At 59.7% G+C, this 21993-nt stretch carries 13 protein-coding genes, 1 tRNA gene and 1 pseudogene; 2 read left to right on the top strand and 13 right to left on the bottom strand.

From position 1 onward, the window contains the following. Window positions 1-11: 11 nt before the first annotated feature. Window positions 12-1001 carry an MBL fold metallo-hydrolase gene (locus tag LZK81_RS04270; protein ID WP_233955290.1) on the bottom strand — a complete coding sequence of 330 codons (990 nt, stop codon included), beginning with the start codon at window positions 999-1001 and terminating at the stop codon, window positions 12-14. A 195-nt stretch (window positions 1002-1196) separates the two neighbouring features. Between LZK81_RS04270 and LZK81_RS04265 the strand changes: the two genes are divergently transcribed. After that, window positions 1197-2600 carry a DHA2 family efflux MFS transporter permease subunit gene (locus LZK81_RS04265; protein WP_233955289.1) on the top strand — a complete coding sequence of 468 codons (1404 nt, stop codon included), beginning with the start codon at window positions 1197-1199 and terminating at the stop codon, window positions 2598-2600. Here LZK81_RS04265 and LZK81_RS04260 read toward each other — a convergent pair whose 3' ends face one another. Both LZK81_RS04260 and LZK81_RS04255 read right to left on the bottom strand, forming a co-directional pair. After that, the gene (locus LZK81_RS04260) at window positions 2601-3410 is read right to left on the bottom strand and encodes an RlmE family RNA methyltransferase (protein WP_233955288.1); all 810 of its coding nucleotides are present in this window, start codon (window positions 3408-3410) and stop codon (window positions 2601-2603) included. Then, the gene (locus LZK81_RS04255; protein ID WP_233955287.1) at window positions 3407-4990 is read right to left on the bottom strand and encodes a Ppx/GppA phosphatase family protein; all 1584 of its coding nucleotides are present in this window, start codon (window positions 4988-4990) and stop codon (window positions 3407-3409) included. The genes LZK81_RS04260 and LZK81_RS04255 overlap by 4 nt, the downstream gene beginning before the upstream one ends. Window positions 4991-5267: 277 nt before the next feature. On the opposite strand from LZK81_RS04255, the gene LZK81_RS04250 reads away from it, so the two are divergent. Continuing rightward, window positions 5268-5341: transfer RNA gene (locus LZK81_RS04250), tRNA-Gln, on the top strand. Between the two features lie 154 nt (window positions 5342-5495). Here the strand turns inward: LZK81_RS04250 and LZK81_RS04245 are convergent. The 10 genes and pseudogenes from LZK81_RS04245 to LZK81_RS04200 all read right to left on the bottom strand — a co-directional run bounded on the left by LZK81_RS04245 (window position 5496) and on the right by LZK81_RS04200 (window position 21992). After that, entirely contained in the window at window positions 5496-8528 is a 3033-nt protein-coding gene (locus LZK81_RS04245; protein WP_233955286.1) for a helicase-related protein, read from the bottom strand. Between the two features lie 29 nt (window positions 8529-8557). Beyond that, window positions 8558-9673 carry a phospholipase D family protein gene (locus LZK81_RS04240; RefSeq protein ID WP_233955285.1) on the bottom strand — a complete coding sequence of 372 codons (1116 nt, stop codon included), beginning with the start codon at window positions 9671-9673 and terminating at the stop codon, window positions 8558-8560. 114 nt (window positions 9674-9787) lie between these two features. Further along, window positions 9788-10363, bottom strand: coding sequence for a hypothetical protein (locus tag LZK81_RS04235; protein ID WP_233955284.1), 576 nt, complete (start codon window positions 10361-10363; stop codon window positions 9788-9790). Then, the gene (locus LZK81_RS04230) at window positions 10360-11535 is read right to left on the bottom strand and encodes a DUF6361 family protein (protein WP_233955282.1); all 1176 of its coding nucleotides are present in this window, start codon (window positions 11533-11535) and stop codon (window positions 10360-10362) included. Before LZK81_RS04230 ends, LZK81_RS04235 begins: the two co-directional genes overlap by 4 nt. Window positions 11536-11940: 405 nt before the next feature. Beyond that, window positions 11941-12675: an IS21-like element helper ATPase IstB gene (istB, locus tag LZK81_RS04225; RefSeq protein WP_046611191.1), complete on the bottom strand. Its 735-nt coding sequence runs from the start codon at window positions 12673-12675 to the stop codon at window positions 11941-11943. A gap of 5 nt (window positions 12676-12680) precedes the next feature. Next, a pseudogene (gene istA, locus LZK81_RS04220) lies at window positions 12681-14174 on the bottom strand (IS21 family transposase); the annotation flags it as partial. A gap of 33 nt (window positions 14175-14207) precedes the next feature. Next, window positions 14208-15119, bottom strand: a complete 912-nt coding sequence (locus LZK81_RS04215) for a restriction endonuclease (protein ID WP_233955281.1) — start codon at window positions 15117-15119, stop codon at window positions 14208-14210. A gap of 25 nt (window positions 15120-15144) precedes the next feature. Then, window positions 15145-18246: a type III restriction-modification system endonuclease gene (locus tag LZK81_RS04210; protein WP_233955280.1), complete on the bottom strand. Its 3102-nt coding sequence runs from the start codon at window positions 18244-18246 to the stop codon at window positions 15145-15147. A gap of 64 nt (window positions 18247-18310) precedes the next feature. Continuing rightward, window positions 18311-19966: an RNA-binding domain-containing protein gene (locus tag LZK81_RS04205; protein ID WP_233955279.1), complete on the bottom strand. Its 1656-nt coding sequence runs from the start codon at window positions 19964-19966 to the stop codon at window positions 18311-18313. Window positions 19967-19976: 10 nt separating this feature from the next. Next, window positions 19977-21992, bottom strand: coding sequence for a site-specific DNA-methyltransferase (locus LZK81_RS04200; protein ID WP_233955278.1), 2016 nt, complete (start codon window positions 21990-21992; stop codon window positions 19977-19979). Between the last annotated feature and the right edge of the window lies 1 nt (window position 21993).

Here is a 21993-nt window from a genome sequence, read left to right as displayed (position 1 = left end):
TTCAACAACAATCAGATGTCGAACTGATAGGTCTTCGGCACGAACCGGTAGCTGGTGCCCTGCTTTTCGACGAAACCGACCGCCGGGAAGGGCATGTGATAGCCGAGGAAAGCGACCTTGTCCGTGGCGACCATGTCGAGGACCTTCTTGCGGGTGGCCGCCCCCTGCGCCTTGTCCATGTCGAAACGTACCTCCCATTCGGGACGCTGAAGCGACAGGACGTAGTGGTTGACCGTATCGGCGGCGAGGATCAGGCGCTTGCCTTGCGATTCGACATTGAAATTCAGCATGCCGGGCGTATGGCCCGGCGCCAACATGGCGGTGATGCCGGAGACGACTTCGCCGCCATCCTTCAGGAAGGTCATCTTTTCGGCAAGCGGCTTCACATTGGCGAGCACGCTCTTCTGGTTGCCCTCTGCGGGCGTGCCGGCGCGGGCGGCATCGGTCCAGAAGTCGTATTCCACCTGGCCCGTGATGTAACGGGCTTTCGGGAAGGCCGGCTTGCCGTCTTCCATGAGGCCGCCGATATGGTCGCCATGCATGTGGGTGATGACGACGATCGAGATATCCTCCGGCATGTAGCCAGCGGCTGCCAAACCTTCGATCAGGCGTCCGACGCCCTGGGCGCGGCCCGGTTTGCCGAGGCCGGTATCGAACAGGATCACGTTGCTGCCGGTATCGATCAGCGTCGGTGAGAAGCTGTTGACGAACTGCTCCGTCGGCAGAAAGTTCTGGGTCAGCAGCGCTGCAAGCGTTTCGGGCGGCTGGTTGAGGCCGAAGGTTTCGCCGGGAGCACCGGAGGGGCGTGCACCGTCCTTCACCGCCAGAACCTGGAAACCGCCGAGCTTGAATTTGTGGATATCCGGCGGGATCACATGATCGATAGCCAGCTTCTGCGTCTCCTGGGCGAAAGCCCCGGCATTGATGATCGCCGGAGCAGCGAGAATGCCCAAACCGGCTGTGCCGATAAGGGTGCGCCGTCCGATACCTGAATTCGTCATGATGTCGCTGCCTCCTGGAATTGGGCCGGACCGTCAAAATCGGGTCCTATCCGGTGGAACATAACCGCGCTCCCTGCCGAGGAAATCCGATCTCACGCAGACGTGACCCAAAATCGGAAATGGTGAGATTCCGCAATTGGCAGACGGGACCAAGAGGTCTATGGACGGGCCAATTCCCGCCATTGCAGGCTCCCCATGAACCGCATCGTTCCGCTCATACTCGCCGTCGCCCTTTTCATGGAGCAGATGGACTCCACCGTCATTGCGACCGCACTTCCGGCGATCGCCGCCGACCTCAATGTCGGCCCGATCACGCTCAAACTGGCGCTGACCTCCTACATGGTGGCGCTCGCCATGTTCATCCCGATCAGCGGCTGGATGGCGGACCGCTTCGGTGCCAAGAAGATCTTTCGCGTCGCGATCTTCGTCTTTGTCATCGGCTCGATCTGCTGCGCGTTCTCCTCCGATCTCCTCCAGTTCGTGCTGTCGCGCTTCCTGCAGGGCATGGGCGGAGCCATGATGACGCCGGTTGCCCGCCTGGTTCTCTTGCGCACCACGAAACGCAGCGAGCTCGTCTCGGCCATGGCGCTGCTCACCATTCCGGCGCTGGTCGGGCCCCTCACCGGCCCGCCGATCGGCGGTTTCATCACCACCTATTTCACCTGGCACTGGATCTTCCTGATCAACGTGCCGGTCGGCGTGCTCGGCATCTATCTTGCGACCATCTTCCTGCCGGAAATCGAGACCACCAATCCTCCTTCGATCGACTGGTGGGGGTTCTTCCTGACCTCTGTTACCGCCGCCGGTACGGTGTTCGGACTTTCGGTCGTCGGCCTTCCGGCGCTACCGCCGGCCGCCGGCATCACGGCGACGGCATTGGGGCTCGCGGCCGGCGTCGCCTATGTCGTCCATGCGCGCAGCCACCCCGCCCCGATCCTCAACCTGCGGCTCTTCAAGGACGATGCGTTCCGGGCCGCCAGCAGCAGCGGAACGCTGTTCCGCATCTCGACAGGCGCCATTCCATTCCTGATGCCGCTGATGCTGCAGCTCGGTTTCGGCCTCAACCCTTTCCAGTCCGGCCTCATCACGTTTGCGGGCGCGCTCGGCGCGCTGATCGTGAAATTCGCCGCCCGCCGCGTCTTTGCGATGACCGGGTTCAAGATGACGCTGATCGTCGCGGGCGTGCTCGGCGCGGCGACCACTGCGGCAAACGGCTTTTTCACGCCGGAAACCTCCCACGCGCTGATTATCGCCTTCCTGCTGATGTCGGGCGTCTGCCGTTCCTTCTTCTTCACCGGATCGAACGCGCTCAGCTATTCCGAGATCAGCGACGAACAGGCGAGCCAGGCGACCTCGATCGCCTCCGTCCTGCAGCAGATCAGCATGGCGCTCGGCGTCGCCTTTGCGGCCTTCATCCTCGAGGCGTCGGCGGCGGTCACCGGCACGCATCTGCAGCTCTTCGACTTCCACCTGGCTTTCTTCCTGGTGGCCGCCCTTTCGCTTCTGGCGGTCATGCCCCTGCTGAAACTGGACCCGATGACGGGCGCCGCCGTTTCTGGCCACGGAGCCTCCAAGATTCAACCGGAAGCCGGCGAGTAATCAGGCCCGATCATCCAGGTCGGAGTCTTCGGCTTCGGCGTATTCCACGTCCGCATCCTCCATCTCGGGCTCCTCCATCTCGGAACCCGGGGCAGTCTCGCCGGCCCTGCGGCCCTTGAAATGCTTGGCGAGCAGGAACATCTCGACCGATTCCTGGCGCGATGCGCCCGGCTTCACGTGGACGACCTGCTTGAAATTCTGCTTCAGCATGTTGAGCAGGTCGCGTTCGGTGCCGCCCTGGAAGGTCTTGGCCAGGAAATGGCCGCCCTCGCCGAGCACCTCGACCGCGAAATACGCCGCCACCTCGCACAGATGCATGGTGCGCAGGTGATCGGTCTTCTGGTGGCCGGTGGTCGGCGCCGCCATGTCCGAGATGACCACGTCCGGCGTGCCGCCGATCGCTTCCATCAACAGGCGCGGCGCTTCCGGATCGAGGAAGTCGAGCTGCAGGATCTTGACGCCGGCGAGCGGCGCCATTTCCAGGAAATCGATCGCCGCGACGCGGATATCATCGTCGGTCGAACCGGTGACATTGGCGGCGATCTGCGACCAGCTTCCCGGTGCGGCACCCAGATCGATGATGCGGCGGGCGCCTTTGAGGATCTGATGTTTCTCGTCGATCTCCAGAAGCTTGAAGGCCGCGCGGGCGCGATATCCTTCGAGCTTGGCCCGCTGGACGTAGGGGTCGTTGATATGGCGCTCGAGCCAGCGCCGCGACGACGCCTTGAGCTTGCCCTTCTTGACCTTCTGGCCGAGCTTGCGGCCGGTGCGATTGCCGCTGCCCGGGGATTTTGAGGGTGGTTTCGTCATCGCCTTGCTCCAGCCTCATCCTGTCCACCGGCACCTTGACTGCCCGTCTGGCGGCGCGGCCGCACCCGGCGCCACACGCCGTCATCGGCCATCATATCCGTCAGCAGGCCCTCGCGCAGGCCCCGGTCGGCCACCCGCATGCGCTGGCTCGGCCAGCGACGACGGATCGCCTCCAGAATGGCGCAGCCGGCCAGCACCAGATCGGCCCGGTCCGGACCGATGCAGGGATTGGCGGCGCGGCCGGCAAAATCCCAGGAGAGCAGCTTTGCCTGCATGGCGGAGACTTCCGCATCCGACAGCCACAGGCCATCGACCTTGCGGCGGTCGTAGCGCGGCAGGTCGAGATGCACGCCGGCAAGCGTGGTGACCGTGCCCGACGTGCCGATCAGGTGGAAATCCTCGGCGCCCTGACGGCGGAAGGCGGCAAGCGGCGGGCAATCGAAACCGGCCAGCATGCCTTCGACTTCCGTCACCATGGCGCTGAACACTTCCGGCGTCACGTCGCGCCCGCCATGCCGTTCCGACAGCGTCACGACGCCGACCGGAAGCGAGGTCCAATGGGTGATGTGATTGGCAAGCCGGCTCGACCGGCTGTCATCGATGCGGATGACGGCGATTTCCGACGACCCGCCGCCGATATCGAAGAGAACGACCGAGCGCGCCTCACGGCCGACCAGCGACGAGCATCCCGACACCGCAAGCCGCGCCTCGGTCTCGCGATCGATGATTTCCAGCTCCAGCCCGGTTTCCGCGATGACGCGGGCCAAAAACTCCTCGCCGTTCTCGGCAGCCCGGCAGGCTTCGGTTGCGATCAGCCGCATGCGGCGGATCGGCCGGTTGGCGAGCTTTGTGGCGCAGATGCGCAACGCCTCGACGGCGCGGTCCATGGCATCCTGCGACAGCCGGCGGCTGGTGCCGAGCCCTTCGCCGAGACGGACGATCCGCGAAAACGCATCGACGACGCGAAACTGGCCCGGCCTTGTCGGCTGGGCGATCAGCAGGCGGCAATTGTTGGTGCCGAGGTCGAGCGCCGCATAGAGATCGTTGACGTAGGAGAATTTTTCGCCGCGCTGCTCTGCGCCCAGGCTTTCGGCTCCGGCCCTGCCGCGGACATCCTTGGAGGAAACCTGGCCCGAACCAGCAGGCGCTGGAGCCTTGGCCACACCGGGCGCCACCTTGGCAGGTGTCAGCGGCCGGCCCTGCAGGCCGCGACCGCCTCTGTTCTTCTTGCGCCGATTGCGCGACGACGACTTGGCCGAGTGCGGCTGTTGCCCGCCCTCGGCACGAACCGGAATCTGCTGTGCTGCGGGTGCGGCGTTCGCCCCCTGTACCGGCTGCTGGGCGCCCGCGGATTTCGCGCGGCGCCGCTTGCGCTTGCGCGCCGACGGGTTGGGTTCCTGGCTGTTGGGACGTCCGGCAGAGGCGGGCGAATCGACCGCTTCCGAATTGGTTACAGGCGCCGCGTCACGACGTTTGCCGTTCCGCTTCGCCTTCCGACGCCTCGAGGATTTACCCTCTCCGCGCGGTACCGCCGACGCCCCGCCTTCCGGCGGCTTTGCGCCGCTATCGGGGTCCATCACTTATATGTCCATCTCGCCGCGCAAGGCCTCTTGAAGGTATGCCGCTGGCGTCTGATTGTTTCGTTGGTGCAAAGATAACAGGCGGTGGCGATTTCGCCAACGGCTTTTTGCCGACCCCCGTCATCGCCCTGTCATCAGCCGACTTTTGAGCTTTTCCGCGCCTGAGACGAGAAAGCCTACGCAGTGTCGATTTTTTTTCGAAATCGGTATTTGCAATCCGTCCGCTTTTGTTTATAAGCGCCGCACACCGGCCCGGGCATTCACCGGCGCGCCCTGCTGGGGAATAGTTCAACGGTAGAACGACGGACTCTGACTCCGTTAATCTTGGTTCGAATCCAGGTTCCCCAGCCAGTCTACTTTTTCCATTACAAATCAATGGTTTAGACTCCGGCCTCTTGGGTCTACCGGAACAGTTTTCCGCTCCACCGTTCCGGTCCATTCCGCCTCTAGCGCCCGCCTTGAGATCACTTTTAGCATGTAGGACGTGGGCCACGTCGCCCGCCCCTTACGCACCTCTACCGCTCGGAGCGGCCTTGGCAGCCTTTTTTTGCGCGAGGCGGAATGGGCAGAGGTCGAGGGTTAGCTCTTGGAGTACGGGGAGGACCTCAGGATCACTTTTGGCCAGTATCTCAAGAAGGTCTTCTTGGTTCGGCTGACCAAGCGCCAGCCGATATAGGAAGCGCTGCTCTCGAAGCACCTGGTAGCGATGAACGTCACGGCCAAAGGGGCGGTCAAATACCTCGCGCGTCACTCGTGCCTCGGGTAGAATCCACCACGGGCTCAGTCCCCCCTTCTCAGCCAATCGCGCCTCGGCGATGCTGGCGAGGCGACGCCAGGGCGATGCTGCGGCCTTACAATCGGCGAACACGTCGTCTCTCATCACCGAACCTAGTCGACGCCGAATGGAGAGGCCGCCATAGCGCTGGATCCGTCCTTCCCGCTGCTCCAGGTCGAGCGGATTGGAGGGTAGATCCCAATGAACCACTCGCGAACACCAAGTGTGAAAATCTAGCCCCTCCTGGCCGACAGACGTAGTCGCTAGAATATAGGGCCAGAATGGTGAGTTGAAGCTCTGACGGATCTCGTCAGGTCGGACTGGACCGAGATCCTCCTCAATCTCTGGGGCTGGGGCGCCAGCCTTAAGGGGCGGGGCCGCCTCAGCGTCGCCAAATGGCATCGCGGCATGGCAGCGAAGGCGCAATCGCTCGGATTCGCCGAGCGCATGGAAGCTGAAACCGCCGGTGACGAGACGGAGCGACGATTGCAGGTCTTTGGCCAGCGCCTCGACGCCTTCTTGGGAGGAACTCCGGATCCAGAGGTGCTCGTCGAGCACGCTCTCCAAATTCCCAGCGAAGGTCGCCGCCAAGATACCATCGACGGCGCTGGCGCCACCAATCGCAGACAATAATATCGGATTGTCGAGGTAAGGGCGCAAGCCCTGCCAACTCAGTCGAACCACGCAAGGGTACGTGTCAATGTTGAGCGTGTCTGCCGCGTGACGCCACAGCGCCCGCCCGACAATGACGCCAGGCGCGGCGATGGCGTAGGTGACGAGATCCTCGAGTTCACGGGGCGATATCCAGTTCACGGGCTCCGCCTCGCGCCAAGCCTGGACAGAGGTCTTGGCCATCCGGTCATGCTCGACAACGACCGCCCATGCATTTGCGGAGCGCTCGGTCAAACCGGCGCGTTGCTCGATCCCGGAGAGAACACGGCCGATGGATCGACGCCGCTTGCGTTTTTTCACGCTCGAGCGGACGACGTCTATCCTGAGCGCACGCAGCGCCTCTTTTAACGTCTTCCGCACCCAGCGACGCACGCCCGCGCCAGACAGATCGGGAGCGGTCGCTGGGTCGGTGTTTCGAATAAGCCAGATCGAGGGATGGAAGGCGGCCATAACTGGACCAGGCGGGCCTGACAATTTAATCTTCCGTCGAGCGTACGCCTTCTCATAACCTCCGCGCCGGTCGATCCACCGCGCTTCGACACCGAAGCTCAACAAGCTGGCGACGGCTGGTGGGGTCGCCTTAAATCGGCTGAACAACAGAAGCTTGGTCTCTTGGTTTTGCTCAGCCCATGCACCGCTCAAATCCCACCATGGGAGTGACGGCGCGATCCACGGCAGGGCGAGCTTCTCGGCCGGCGCTGTAGCCGCCAAGGCCCTCAATTTCGCATCCGGCCACTTTACAGGGGCCAGCTGGTCACGCCGCCGTCGCGTCAACGCTGTCAAGCCGCGCATGGGTTTGAAGATGCGATCCCGAGAAATTGCATACCGCCGACCGAGGGCCTGAGCCGGTAGCGGCACGGAGGACCAGTATGCTAAGGCGTCCGCTTTGCGCTTCGGCTCGCTCGAGCGAACGAGGTGGCGATAAACTGCGACGTCAGCGACCTCTGAAGCGGCCGGCAGGCGACGGAGGTTCGGTTCAAGGTTGCCGTGACCACGCGTGAAGCCGTCGCGTTCCGTCCGCCCGATCACTGGCGAAAGAAGCGCCTGAAGTTGGTCTCGTAAAGCGGCCGCCTCTACGATAAGCGGCGTGCGCTCTGCTGAGGGGGCCTGCACAAGAAGCCGGAGATTATCGCCGAAGGCTTTGAAGCGCGCTTGCGCCTCGACCTTGACTTCGTCGCCCGCCAGAAAATCGACCAATTCGAAAAACTCTCGGTGGGCCTGAACACCCTGGCTTTCTTCCCACCGCGACGCAAACAGTCTGTAAGGCGTCGCCGACAATAGCAGGAGCGCCGGCGGCCTCTTGCCGTTGCCCTTCAACAGCTGCGCCATCAGCGGATCGACAGACTCTTCGCGCTCAAGTAGATCGCGATACTTCTGAAACTCGTCCAAAATGATGATGTCTGGCGGCTGATGGATCAGACACGCGAGGCAAAGTGCCCGGCGAAGACGACCTATGAAAGCCCGTTGATTGAGCAAAGCCAGATCGACAAGGCGGCCGGCGAAGGATGGCGCCGCTCCCGAAATCTTCAGTTCTGCGAACTCTCGTTGGAGCGCGTCCCGATACCGGGCGACAAGACCCGGCGGCGCATCGTCGATCCGTTTACGCGCGACCGCTAAGGCGCCATACCATCCTGAGGTCGCTTGCAGCTGAAGGAAGTTCGTCGGCAGCTTGGGAAGCACGGACGGGTAGGCTCTTTGAAGCAACTGACCGACGAAGGCGCGCTCGACCGCCTTTCCTCCGCTCAGGCTCGACCGACTATTCCGCGGAAACGAAGTGTCGGGCGACAAGGCGTATATGGCGACCGACGCGTCTGGCGGCGTACTAACCGCAACCAGCGAAAGGCGGTCTGGCGTTCGAACCGCCTTCTTCATCTCAGCTTTCTCAAGAAACTCAACGAGGCGAGGTTTGTTCTGGTGAGCAACCGCTGAGCCATTGGCAATGTAGTAGACAACCAAGGGGCGACCGGCCTTACGGCTTAATGCTTCAACCACATCGCGCGCGACAACGGTTTTGCCCAAGCCGACTTCATCGGCCACCAGATAGCGGCGGCGGCTCCCTTTGGTAGCGAAGGCGGCAAGCGCAGCGTTCACGGTCGCGGTCTGGAACTCCCGCGCCAACCTCACAGCGGCGCCCCCAAACCTTGTTCGCACACGGCCCACATCTGGGCGAACAACAGCAGTTGCGTGTGGCCATCAGGATCCATGGTTCGCGTATGCTCGAGAAGCACCGGTAGATATCTGCTGACTCGGTGCTGAATCGTTTTGTAGATAACGGGGGACCGGGACCAGGTGGCGAAAACCTCTTCTTGGGTCGGCAAATCAGCCATCCAAGTCGGCGGCGCCTTAGTAGGCCGGCTTCGCGAGGGATCGTCGTTTGTCCAATCCGGTTCATCTGGCGGAGCAGAGGCGCCGCGCATGGTGTCAGCCACCCAAAGCAAGAACTCACGTGCGCCCATCGAACTCATAAAGGCTGCTCGGTCTCGCTCGGCGCCGAACGGAGGCGTGGCCGGCGCTTGCATGATCCACTCGCAGCTTGCGTCGCCCAATGTCAGCCGTAGCTGGACAAGTTCGGTCAGGTCCGCCGTCTGGTAGGGGCCGAGATCAAGTTCGGTTTCACCGGCAGGCCAAGTCTCCAAACCGCCGGTGATTAGCCCGGCCTCCAGGTGGATGCGGGTGTCTGAAGGGTGGAGAATGGATGAGTGGCGCAATCGAATGCTTTCTTTGTCCCACACGATCTCGCCCTTCCAATGAGCGGAAACCTCGACGCGTGCGCGTTCAAGCTCATCCTTCTGGGCCTCAACATCTTTCAGCGCAGTGCCGTCTTCCCACCGGATCGGCCGCGCCTCTGCGACAAGGCTCATGAGGCCAGCCTCGACCGACTCGTCGATGGAAAGCTCGGCGATGATCTCGACGTTGCGCCCGGACCAGGCGCGTTGAGTAGCGTTCGCGCTACCCATCCAAAGACGTCGCCGATCGCCTTGGCGGATGTGCAAGAGTTTGGCGTGCAGGCCGCGGCCGAGCTCCTCGCCCTCCTCTGCCGCAGAGGCGGGCGTTGGATGGACAAGATCCGATGACTCAAACGCGCTCGGCGGATAATCAGGCGCATCCAGCGCCAAAGAGTCTCCGAATATTCGGCAGGTCGCCGCGAGCCGTTCGATTTCAAATCGAGTCGAGAGCAGTTGGCGCCCGCTACGTGAGGCGGTCTTGGCCACATGGCGAAGAAAGCCAGCATCCAAGAATGGGCTCACAACTGTGAGCGCGTCGACTGCTTTGGGCAGGCTCGGCAAAGCCCACTCGCTCTTCCCGGTGCTGATTTGGAGGCGGTCTACCCGAACGCCCGGTGGAGCCTTCTACTTGAGTGTGGCGATCTCAGCGACTAGCCGGCGCGCTGAAACGCCGGGAAGCACTGCGCGTTCGGCCAAAGCAGCAGCAATGTTGTCAATGCCCGGGATCCGGCGCCCCTGTTCGCCGGGCCGTGCGACCAGTACAAAGCCGAGATCGCGGTTCTCCTGGGCCGTGAGGTTGCGACTGCCGATCCACAAGCGCCACTCGACGTGCTTATCTAAAGAGACCTTCACCAGAGCGGTTTTAGGATGCCAGCTTTGGTGGCGCTCGTCGAAGGCGACGTCTCGCAAAAACTGGTCCAAGATCCCCGTTAGACGGGGTGTTCGCGCCATCTTACCGAGGCGGCCCCTCTGAATGACAACTCGGAATTTGTCCCTTGCAGCTTCGATCGCATCGGCGAGATCACGACGAGCAGCCGGACGATCCTCATCGTCGCGCCCCACAAGGGCGAGCAAGGCCGCGACGATTGAAATCGGATCGGCTGAATACGAGGCGATGATCGCTAGGTCCGCCTGCCAACTCGGTTGTGGACGCAGCGCGTCCAGATAACTGGTCACCTGCCAAGCCGCTGCTCCGCTCATGGACGCGGCCCGCGAAGATCAGACAGCAGTCCGCTCACCGTGCCCCAGCGATAGTGGAGTGGGTAGCCGACGGGATGGTCGCTGGATTCCCACTCGGCGCGTCGGGCTCGCGCGCTCGCGGTATCGGGTAGTCGTGAGCGCAAGCCTTTGCGGCCCTCAGCCGCTTCATAGGCGTCGACCAGAACCGACGGGTCAGTCGCTCCCTCGTGGACCCAATCCAGCGTCTCAGCGAGCAAGGTGCGAAGTCGAGGCGGCAAGAGGCCGATATCATCCTCGACCAGATGTAGATTGGCGCTGTTCAGCTCAGAGGTCGCGCGTGGGCCATGGTCCTTGAGCAGCCGCTCAAGTTGGGCGCGGTGCAGCCGCGGCGTCTCACGACGATCCAAATGCTCGCGGCGATCCTCGACAAGGGCTGCATATACACCGCGACCAATCGCGGCGAGGGCGGCCATCGCGCGCGCTCGCCTGAGAGGCGCAGCGTCCGGACCGGCAAGTTGGATGATCGTCTTATGCCAAAGAGACGACGGTGGGTCGATCTCGTGGAGGGCCAGCTGACTGAAAAGGGACATGTGTTTGAAAGGCTCAGGCGCCGGGATTTTGCTTAATCGATCGCGGAGAAACTCACGCTCGACGTCTCTTAGATTGAAGGATAGAGGCGCATCGGCCGACCAGTTCTTGGGGGGGTGGGGCAGACCGACGAACGGCGCCTCGACATCGATGAGCGGGCGGTGCTCGTCATCTAATGTGGGACGTAAGGCAGAGAGGCGGGTGTGAACGGTCCCACGGTTTGGAACGCGATTGCGTCCGTCGCGCCGCAAAATGCCCCAGGCGCCCAAAGCGGACCAGTAGGTGCTGGAAGGCGGTTGATCCGCCAAACGAGGCCACGTGAGACCGCCGATGACACCATGTTCCCCACTATTCTTCAGCCGTTTTGCGAGGCCGATCTCAGCCCGCTTCATCGCATCTTGGGCGCTCGATGAAGATTTGCCAGATTGGTCCAGAAACTGCCACGGTACGAAAAGCGCGTATCGTAGGCGGGTGTGCAACACCGAGGTGCCTGGAAAGAAACGGTCAGCGTATTGCTGGTGGAGATGTAGAAAACCCACTTCGTCGCGTATGCCTTGACCTTTTTCGTTCAGCTGCGCGCGGGCCCGAGCTAAAGCCTTGGGCATAAGACTTACCCAACCAAATGCTGGCTCCAATCCTCTGCCCTCCCCGACTAGCGCTATTGAGTTGCATGCTCGATTCGCACAACGTGCAGTCTAAGGCCTGGACTGTAACATTTACCAGAGCGCATCGGTGCCTGAGGCTGACCCGTTGGCCGCTTCTGATGAGGTTGTTCGCATTGGCGATAACGCAGCTCTCTTTGCGCCAATGTGGATCGGTTGCCAGCAAGCCGAGCATCGCATGCGCGCCTTTGAGAACGCGAACAGCTAGCTGTCAATCGGCGTCCAAAATTCCCCCCTTATCGGCATCCAATTTTGCCCCCCTGGTGGTGTAGATCAGCGCTTGGCCTGCCCGGCGCTGGCCGGGGTTGCAGAGGGTAGGCCAAGTGCGGGTGATGATCGTCTTCGGCTTTAGCCTTGAGAGCGGTTCTTGAAGCGCCAGGACTCGTTTCCGGTTTCGACAATCTCGCAATGATGGGTCAGACGGTCCAGAAGTGCTGTCGTCATTTTGGCGTCCCCGAACACTGATGGCCATTCGCCGAACGCCAGGTTCGTGGTGACGATGATCGACGTGCGCTCGTAGAGCCTGCTGATCAGATGGAACAGGAGCTGACCTCCGGCCTGGGCGAAAGGCAGGTATCCGAGTTCGTCGAGGATGATGAAGTCGAGACGGTTGAGATAGTCGGCCGTCCGCCCTTGCTTGCCGCTACGCGTTTCCGTTTCCAACCGATTGACCAGATCGACGACGTTGAAGAAGCGCCCGCGTGTTCCGTTGCGGATCAACGCACGGGCAATTGCGATGGCGAGGTGGCTCTTTCCGGTTCCCGTGCCGCCGACGAGAACGACATTGCGCTGATCGGCGACGAAGGTGCCGGTTGCCAGCTCCCGCACCAGGGATTCATTGACGGGCGTATCGGCGAAGTCGAAGTCATCGATGTCCTTGGCGAGCGGCAGCTTGGCGATGCTGAGCTGGTAGCGAATGGAGCGTGCCTGCTTCTCGGCGATCTCCGATTGCAAGAGATCGCCGACGATGCGCGGCGGTTCGTGCTGCCGTTTGATGCCGTTGCCCATGACCTCGTCGTAGGCGCTGCGCATTCCATAGAGCTTCAGCGTGCTCATCAGTTCGAGAACTTGCGTGCGTTCCATCAGCTTGCCCTCCTGAGGCTGTCATAGCGTGCGCAATCGGCGACCGGTTCATGGGTCAGACGCAGCGCATCCGGGGTTTGCAGGGTTGCGGCCGGAGCCGGATCACGGCTGCGGGCCAGAATGTTGATGATCACCGAGGCTGAGCAGACGCCGTGATCCAAAGCCTCCTGGCAGGCAGCATCGACAGCCGCCAGACCGTCGGTGGGAACACAGCCGAGGATGGTGACCATCTGCCGATCACCATCATGGACGCTCTTCAGCCGCCGGCGCACTTTCTCCATCGCTGCGGGTAAGACCCATTCCCGGAACGGCGCACCATTGCGCAAAGCACCGGGTTTACGAGCCAGAACAGGGACGTAATGCCAGGGATCGTAGATCGCCTCGCCACGGCCAAAGCAACGAGGATGCTCACCGACGTTCACGCCGTCCTGCCTGATGACGATCTTCTCGGCATAGGCGTGAACCTCAACAGGGCGGCCGACCGCCGTCGATAGGACCGAGTATTTGTTGTTGTCGAAGCGGACCGTGCAGGTCTTCGACACCGAGGCGGGAACGCAGTGGAAGCCATCGAACGGTCCAACGTAGTGCACCAGGCTGCCGCGCTCCTCCTCGAAAATCTGCCAGATCATCCGCTCGGTCTGCTCGGGATGGCGGTGTGCCTTGGCGTAGGCGACGCATTTGTCGAGCAGCCAGACGTTCAGCTCCTCCAGGCTTTTGACCCGTAGGCGTGGCGTGAAGAAGCGCTCGCGCACGAGACCGACCTGGTTCTCGACCTGTCCCTTCTCCCATCCGGATGCGGGCGTGCAGGCAACGGGATGGACCAGATAGTGGCTGCACATCTGCAGGAAGCGGCGATTGTATTGTCGCTCCTTGCCGACGAACACCGCCTCGACCGCAGTCTTCATGTTATCGTAGATGCCGCGCGTGCAGGTGCCACGGAAGAAGGCGAAGGCCTTGTCATGGGCATCGAACACCATCTCCTGGCTCTCACGCATATAGGCTCGGGCGAACATCATCCGGCTGTGGCAGAGCCGGACGTGCGCGACCTTCACGGTCGTTGTCACCCCGTTGACCAGAATGATCTCGTGGCTCCAGTCGAACTGGTAGGCTTCTCCTGGCGCGTAATAGAGGGGCACATAGGCTTCCGCCGTCACGGCTCCCCGGTTCTTCGCCCAGGTCTTGGCGTATCGCCGGATCGCGTCATAACTGCCATCGTAGCCGAGTGCCCGAACCTCCTCGTAAATCCGGATCAGCGTTAGCCGTTCACGCGACGGCTTGCCCTCATTGGCAACCAGAAACCGCTCGATCTCGGCCTTCCAGGCTCCGACCCTCGGCAGCGGTTGTCGCTCGCGTTCATAGGCAAAATCGGTCTCGTCGGAACGCAGAATCTTGCGAACCGTGTTGCGCGACACGTGGAGTTCCCGGACAATCTTCTTCACCGACCAGCCCTGCACATGGAAGGCCCGTCGAACACGCGCAATCGTATCCACTCGCTTCAACTCCCGCTCCATCCGCCGTCAAAAGCCGGATGGTCAGATGAAATCTGAGGGGGGGCAAAATTGGACGCCGATTACCCCGCCAACGGGGTCAAATTTGCACGCCGGAACACAGCCCAGTTCCTGGCCGTCGATGAGAATGATCCGCTGAGCGAGATGCTTGACGTAATCACGCGCCGGCTGACTGAACGTGGAGGTGGTAACGAATACGCCCTTGCTGGCACCGAGGCCGACGAGACTTCCGACGAACCCATTTACATCCGGTCGGCCAACTGGATTGCCAGGCGCGTAACGTTTGGCTTGGACGTAGATGCGATCGAGGCCGAGACGATCCTCGTTCACGATGCCATCCACACCACCGTCGCCGGAGCGACCGAGCTGGGCAGCAGCGTCCTTGTGGCTGCCGCCATACCCCATGGCAACCAGGAGGTCGACGATCAGTTGCTCGAAGAAGGCCGGGCTGTTGGCGATGATACGCTGAAGCAGGTCGTCGCGGAGAGCTGCTTGCAGTGCCGCGTGGGCAGCGTCGATCTGCTCCTCCGGTGTTGTCCGGGATGAAGCGGTATCGAGCGACTTCGCGATGAAGGCCTCCTGCTCTGCGCCTCCACCTTCATTCCTGTAAAACTCGCGAAACTCAGGGTGCCGCATAAGGACAGCAACGTCGATACGCTCCGGCGAGGTCGCTAAAAGTGTCTTTCCCTTTTCTGTCGCAACGAAACGTCCCCGCGCTGGCGAGGCAATCAGTCCGGCTTTGCTCATATAGAACTTCGCCCAATGAATGCGATTGTGGAGCACGCGCTGGCGGCCGCTTGGCAACAATTCGTCGCGCTCCTCTGGGGTCAACCCCATGTCATCGGCAAGGCGCTCGGCGACGTCAGCAACGCGGGTTTCACCCACGGCAGCGAGACGCAGCACAGGCAGCATTAGGCTCTGGTAATCCGGGATCAACGGTCAACCTCCTCGATAGCTGACGTCACGCGCTCCTCACAACATCCATCAGCCGCGAGTAATCGGTGACTACGTCATACTTTACCTGGTCAGTTGTCATCGAGTTTCCGATCTTCTCGAAGAACCTGCGGGCACATTCGATCTTCGTGCTCTCAAATTCGCGCAACTTCAGCGATGACAAGGTGCCCTTGGTCTCAGCGACGAAATAGATATGTCGGACCGAACCTTCCTTGAACGAGATCGCCCAATCCGGGTTGTAATCGCCGACAGGCGTGGGGATCGAGAAGCCTCTGGGAAGTTTCGCGTAGACGACGATTTCGTTGCTCGTATCCAACTTCTCCACGAATTTGCGCTCGGTGTCCGAATCGAGGAGGGCATAGTCGTAGACGTGCTTCTTCAGCTTCTCGCTCGCCCTGGAGAAGTCTTGAACGGTCTGGCTCGCGGTGAAGATATTCGTCTCGTACCGCTCCGATACGGCATCGTAAGTCAATCGCTCAATGACCATCGTCGCCTTCTGCTCGATGATCAGACGGGACGCCTCGCTGATGAAATGTTCCGGGTTCTGCTGGAATTGGGCAAACACCCCCGGCTGGATTTTCGACAAGATCTCCGCGATTGTATGCCGCGTGAGTTGCGTGCCCTCGGCAAGCTTGGCAAGCAGATCGTACTTCACCAGTGAAGTGACGGTTTGCGCCTGGTAGGTTGCCTGCTCTTTCTCGCGGAAACTCTTGCCGTCTCCGATCGCATCGTAGGTCAATCCGTCCTGTTGGATACCGCTCGTCACGGTATACTGCAGCGGCGTCACGCGAAGGTGACTGTCGAGCGCGCTGACACTCTTGCGGACCAGCTCACCAGGATCGAACTCTACCCGATAGACGGCCTTTTGGTTGATCCTGCCCCAAAGCTCCTGGAACTCTTTACGGTGAAAGTTGTCGTTCAGGGGATTGGTCTTGGAACGGCGGTCATCCTGCAGCTTCGGCAACTGCCGTTCGTTGAAGACACCATCGACAAGGACCAGGATCTGGTCTGTATAGGGTTTCAAATCATCGGGCAGTTCTGCAATCGTACCGCTTTGACGGGCGTTCTGGTACTTTTCGGTGATGTTCTTCTGCCGATCCACATATCCGTTCTGCACCAGGTAGAACTCGATACCTGCGGCCATGTCCGGCGATACCTCGACGCCTCTGTCCTCGGTCTGCAGCACCTTGCCCTTGAAATATTCTTCATTCGCCTGGCGCGGGCGTGCCGTGAGAGCTTCGATCATCTCCTTCTGCAAGGCGTCGACGAAGTTCCTATAGCTCTCGCTGGCGACGACCGTCAGGACGTTGATGTCGTGGACCGTTGCAGGGCTGTCCATCCGATCGCCGTTCTGATCGACGCTCAAGCGCAGTCCACGGCCGACTTCCTGTCGACGTGAGATCTCGTGGTTGCTATGCTTCAGCATACACATCACGAAGACGTTCGGGTTGTCCCACCCCTCGCGCAATGCCGAGTGCGAGAAGATAAAGCGCGTGGGCTCAGTGAACGACAGCAGCCGTTCCTTGTCTTTCAGGATGAGGTCGTAGGCGTCCGGGTCCTCGGACTGCCCTTTGTTATCGCCGGCCTTGGCAATGTCCGGGTCTCTCAGGCGGTTGGTTTTCTTATCGATCGAGAAATAACCGTTGTGGGTGGCCGCCGCGTCGATACCGGCCAGATACTTCCGGTAAGCCTCGTTGTCGATCGCCAGTTCCGACAGGTATTCCTCCTTCAGAAGCTTGTATTCCTCCTCGAAGACGCGAGCATACTCGCCCTTCTCGTCTGCTTGAGCGTAATCTCGGTATTTCGCCACTTCATCGATGAAGAACAGCGAAAGCACTTTGATGCCACGAGAGAAGAGCTGCTTCTCCTTGTCGAAATGCGCCTTGATGGTCTCGCGGATCTGGATGCGGCGAATATCGCGCTCGGAGACGTTGCCATTGGCCTCTCCAGCCTTAAGTACGACGCCATTCGTGAACTCGACTGTTTCGCTGACGGCATCGATCTGGCTGATCGTAAATCCGTGATATTGATCAAGGCCGCTGGATCGGGAGAAAAGATCATCCTTAAACTCCAGGCGCCGAAGTTGCCGCTTGATCTCCCCGGAGGCCAGCTTTACCTCCAGTTCGATGCGGGCGACCGGCGCCTTCTTGGATATATCAATGCCTTCGAGATAGAGGTAGGCATTGGTGCCGGCCATCCCGCGCGTATGGATGCCGCGCACGGCGATCTTTTTCACCAGCTTCTGGTTATAGGCATCGAGTGCGTCGAGCCGGTGGATGCGGCTGTGCTGCGTCTTGTGGGTGGCCGAGTAGCGCAAGATCATCAGCGGCTTGAACTTAGGCAGCGCCTCCATCGTCGCCGCGCCTTCCATCTTCTGCGGTTCGTCGAGAATGATGATGGGCCGATTTGACGCGATGACGTCGATCGGCTTGCGCGACTGGAAGTCGTCCAACTCGTCATAGATACGGCGATTGTCAGCACCGCGCGCATTGAACGCCTGGATATTGATGATCATCACGTTGATGCCGGCGTCGGACGAGAAGCTCTCCAGCTCATGAAGGCGCTTGGAATTGTAGATAAAGAACCGGGCCTTCTTGCCATAGCTTTCGGTGAAATGGTCGGCAGTGATCTCCAGTGATTTGGCGACACCCTCGCGGATCGCAATGGACGGCACCATAATGATGAACTTTGACCAGCCATAGCGCTTGTTCATCTCGAAGATGGTCTTGATGTAGCAGTAGGTCTTGCCCGTACCGGTTTCCATCTCTACGTCGAGGTGGACGCGGGTCGCGGCAAGCGCGTCCTTCTTGTAAGCCCCAGCCACGGCTACGCGCTCACCACGGTTGTTGAAGCTGGTGAAATCGGTCAGGGATTGCGACAGAGGCAAGTTCTGGCGCCGTTGAACTTTTTGAATGTTCTCCAAGACCTGCGGCTCACTGAGAGCAAAGTCGGCGTTCTTGAACCCCTCTTCGAATGCACTTGTCTGTGCCCTACGACCTGGATCGATCCGATAGGATAGGCTATCGTTCTTGGGCTGGCCCGCGAAGCAATCGACGACGGCATCGACGGCGTTGGTCTGGTACGGCTGAACCTTGAATTTGAGCTTCATCGGACTTCGGCTTTCTTAGATTTCTTTCTTAGCTCTCGTAGCGCTTTCGTGAAATGTTCACTGTTTAGTCCATAAGGCGCCATTCGGGGGCAGCTTTAGATCCGATGTTGTGGATCCGACCCTTAATCCTCAAGCCGCTCAAAAGATTGCCTATTTTGCTTTTCTTTTGCGAATCGTTCAACGCTTCGCTGAGCTTATTGCGCAAAAGGTCGTCGATTTCCTTTCTTGAGGCCTGACCAAACTCTCTTAGAAATCCAACAATCATTTCCTCGTAATGGTGGTCATCAAACGCCCGCGTCCTGATGTAACGAGCCTTCTGCGAAGTCGCATTCGCAACGCTGGCAGATATGAAAAAATTCGGCTTCCGACCTTCGATCAGATGCTTTTGCTTCAGGTGGCGGATCGCATCGTCCGTGATCGGCAACTGCTTCTGAACCCTGTCCAGGGCAAGGACATCTACCAGTGGCAGCCCGGTCTGTTGCATGAGAAGCTGGCTGTACGCGGCATCGACAATGCGGCCGTGAATGGTCAGGCGGACAACATTGGGCTCGCTGAGGTCGTAGTCCGGCAACGGAAAGAAGCGCTGGCGCTGACGGCGATAGATATCCTGAATGCCGTAACCCATATGGTCGATCATGTTCAGCTCGGTCATTGCCTGAATCAGGAACGGATTGCGATAGCGCCGTGGCACGTGGTCGTGCAGAACATAATCCTCGGGCTGCCCTTCGAAGAAACCACCCTCATTCTCCATAATTAATCGATCCGGTCGCTCCGTCACGATCACGCGCGCCAGGCGGGCATAGTCCTGATGGGCTATGCAGTTGTGTAGCGCTTCCAGGACGACCTTTTGATCGTATTTCGCCACCTCGTGGGCCAACAGTTCGTTTTCCGGCAGAAGTCGGAGCTGAACATTGCGGATACGGGCGAAGACCTGTGACGATGTCAGCAGGAAGGGCGGGCCAAAGTGCTCGTAGGCGCGCTCTTCTCCTTCGAGCTTCCAGGTCATCTCCACCGGATGGGGGTTGAGCCTCGAGGCAGATTCGGATTTGCCCAGCAACAGCAGGGCGGCCCGCGTCATCGCGCCATCCTGCGTCAGCTTTGCCCTGTTGAGAAATGTCGCATCGCTCCAGCCGGCGATCTCATCTGCAATGGAGCGGTTCGCATGCTTGGCAGCGAAACGCTCGCGCGCGACTCTTAGCGCCTGCGGATCGAGATCGGCTAGCGTGGCCCCTTCGACAACTTGAGCCGTCCAGTCTGTAGCAAGCGTCTGTGCGCGTATCTCGTCCAGCTTGTCGAGACCCAGCGGCACAAGGCTCTCATTGGCCCGGCCATAGTAGTGGCCGTTCCAGTTGATCGCCATGCCGCGCGGCGCAGCCGGGATCTCGAAAAGAACGACCCGGCCGTCCTTGTGGTTCAGCACATAGATATCACGAACCGTGAAGCTGCCCGTGCCGTTGATGATCTGCATCTTATCGGCCTGCAGGTGAGCGGGGTTCTCCTTGTAGGAGGTGCCCACCACGACCCGTGTCTCGTCCTCGACACCGAACACCAACCAGGCGCGCTCACGCACCCGCAGATTGGCCTCGTTTGCCAGCGCCGAAACATATTTACCGAGTTCACTGCTCGAAAACGCATCTTTTCCACGCTTGAACTCCACCACCTCGCTCTCCCAGTTCGAGATGAGTTGGTCGAGCAGTGTTGCGAGTTCGGCTTGATGCATCGTCGCGACCTCAGATCGCTTTGATGTCGGTGGTCGGGGAAAGCTGGCGGAAAATCTGCTCCACATTGATCTTCACGGCGTCCGAGATGAAACCGCTGTCGCGGAAGACGACGCGCAGCGGCTCGTGCTTTGCCAGTTCCTTGACCAGATCCTCGGACACGCCCTTATCGAAGCAGGCGACCAGAGCGTTGTCATCCACGAAGAACACGGTCTTGCCCTGTAGCGTCTCGCGGCGGATTGGCAGAGTGAGATCCACGCCCCAATCGACCAGAACCTGGAACAGCAAGTCCTCGGCCGTCCGGCCTTCCTTGACGTTGTCGACCATGTCTAGGAGGTCACTCTGCTTCAGTTGGTCTGGCCGGTAGTAGACGTCCTTCATGTTCGACGTATCTACGTTGAGCATCCGGAAGCCCACGTCTCGGTTCCAATCGGGGTGGCAATCGCTTTCGAGGATTTTCTTCCCGGCACGGCGGACACGTTCCGCCGACAGAGCAGCAATTGATTTGTAACCTTCCTTCGCTGCGTCCGATTTCTGATCTGGAACTTCATCCAACTGCACTAAGATGAATTTACGATTGAAGCCATCTTCTGCATTTGCCTCCAGGACCGCATGCGCGGTCGTGCCTGAGCCGGCAAAGAAGTCGAGGACAATACCGTGCTTGGTATTATTTGCCCATTTCATAAGTTGCTTAATTAATCGAACCGGCTTCTTTCCGTTCGAGAAAGCAATATCGCCCTCTTTGGCGACGTTTCCCATGTCTTGGTGAAATCCCTTCCATAGGTCTCCTCGAATAACAGTTCTTCCAAATCGTGGTTTATAGTCATCTGACATTCGATAATTCAGAGACAATGGCATCAATGCCTGAAGGCTTCCGTTTGCCAGGGTCGTCAGGAAATATGTTCTGTGATCTGCCTCATAGGCTTTCCAACGTCCAACCTCGGTAGATTGGCCTGCTGTTGAGACCGGCGGCCTGTCCACACGTGCAATTTTTCCCAAGTTCTTATCGATAAATGCTTTTGCGGCATCTGAGACCGCCAGCAACCTATCAATGTTATTTATACTGAAGTTATTCCGGCTACCGAAGCCATAGCGCTGGATATCAGCACCCACCAATGCGTCGTCCATCATCTTGTCGGCGAGGGTGCTGAGTGTTCCATCTTCGTTCATCCAAACAGTATAATGGGTGTCGAATGAGGCTATACCATCCAGCAACGGAGTATGGCGTATTTTGTCAAACTCTGCAGTTTTCCTGAATACGTGGACGAACTCAACATTTTTCACAATCGTGCCCTGCTGAGCATTAACAGTCTTGGGGCCGGAGGTGGTGGACATTTCCACTGCGATTGTCTCGATAAAATTCTGCTCTCCGAAAACTTCATCCAATAGCCTTCTGATGTTGGCCGATTCTTCATCACTGATTGAGACAAATATTACTCCGTCATCCGAAAGTAAATTTCGCGCCAACTTTATACGAGGATAAATCATCGTCAGCCAGTCGGAGTGGAATCGACCATTTGCTTCCGTGTTGGCAACCAACCTTATCCCGCCATCCATTTTTTGATTTGACTTCACAAGATATTCCTCTGAAGATTCGGAAAAATCATCATTGTAAATGAAGTCACTTCCCGTGTTATAGGGAGGATCTATGTATATCATCTTGACTTTACCTAGAAAAGTCGCCTGAAGAAGCTTTAGGGCCTCCAGATTGTCCCCATTAATAAACAGGTTCCCTGTTTCATCAAATTTCAAGCTGCCTTGGTAGTCAGGGATCAGTGTCTTCGCGACAGGTGCGTTCGCGAGCAGCAACGCCTCGCGTTTCCCCGGCCAATCCAGCCTATATCGCTCCTGCGGCCCCTCGACGATGCTATCGCTCAACTCCTGCCGAAGCTGATCGAAGTCCACGGCGAGACGCAATTGCCCGGTCGCCTCGTCGCGCGCCTCGGTGACGCAGCCGGGAAAAAGATCGCGGATCTTGGTGATGTTATCCTGGCTCAGATCGAGGCTATGCATCTTCAGTTTTTCCATG

Origin of the sequence: Neorhizobium galegae (assembly GCF_021391675.1) — a bacterium.
Lineage (GTDB): Bacteria > Pseudomonadota > Alphaproteobacteria > Rhizobiales > Rhizobiaceae > Neorhizobium > Neorhizobium galegae_B.
The sequence above is the reverse complement of the archived record's forward strand: the minus strand, read 5'-3'. Positions and strand labels throughout refer to the sequence as shown.

Coding starts and splice junctions, on each gene's coding strand:
- LZK81_RS04270 (WP_233955290.1), bottom strand. CDS start 1,001: ATGACGAATTCAGGTATCGGACGGCGCACCCTTATCGGCACAGCCGGT.
- LZK81_RS04265 (WP_233955289.1), top strand. CDS start 1,197: ATGAACCGCATCGTTCCGCTCATACTCGCCGTCGCCCTTTTCATGGAG.
- LZK81_RS04260 (WP_233955288.1), bottom strand. CDS start 3,410: ATGACGAAACCACCCTCAAAATCCCCGGGCAGCGGCAATCGCACCGGC.
- LZK81_RS04235 (WP_233955284.1), bottom strand. CDS start 10,363: ATGAGCGGAGCAGCGGCTTGGCAGGTGACCAGTTATCTGGACGCGCTG.
- LZK81_RS04230 (WP_233955282.1), bottom strand. CDS start 11,535: ATGCCCAAGGCTTTAGCTCGGGCCCGCGCGCAGCTGAACGAAAAAGGT.
- istB (WP_046611191.1), bottom strand. CDS start 12,675: ATGGAACGCACGCAAGTTCTCGAACTGATGAGCACGCTGAAGCTCTAT.
- LZK81_RS04210 (WP_233955280.1), bottom strand. CDS start 18,246: ATGAAGCTCAAATTCAAGGTTCAGCCGTACCAGACCAACGCCGTCGAT.
- LZK81_RS04205 (WP_233955279.1), bottom strand. CDS start 19,966: ATGCATCAAGCCGAACTCGCAACACTGCTCGACCAACTCATCTCGAAC.
- LZK81_RS04200 (WP_233955278.1), bottom strand. CDS start 21,992: ATGGAAAAACTGAAGATGCATAGCCTCGATCTGAGCCAGGATAACATC.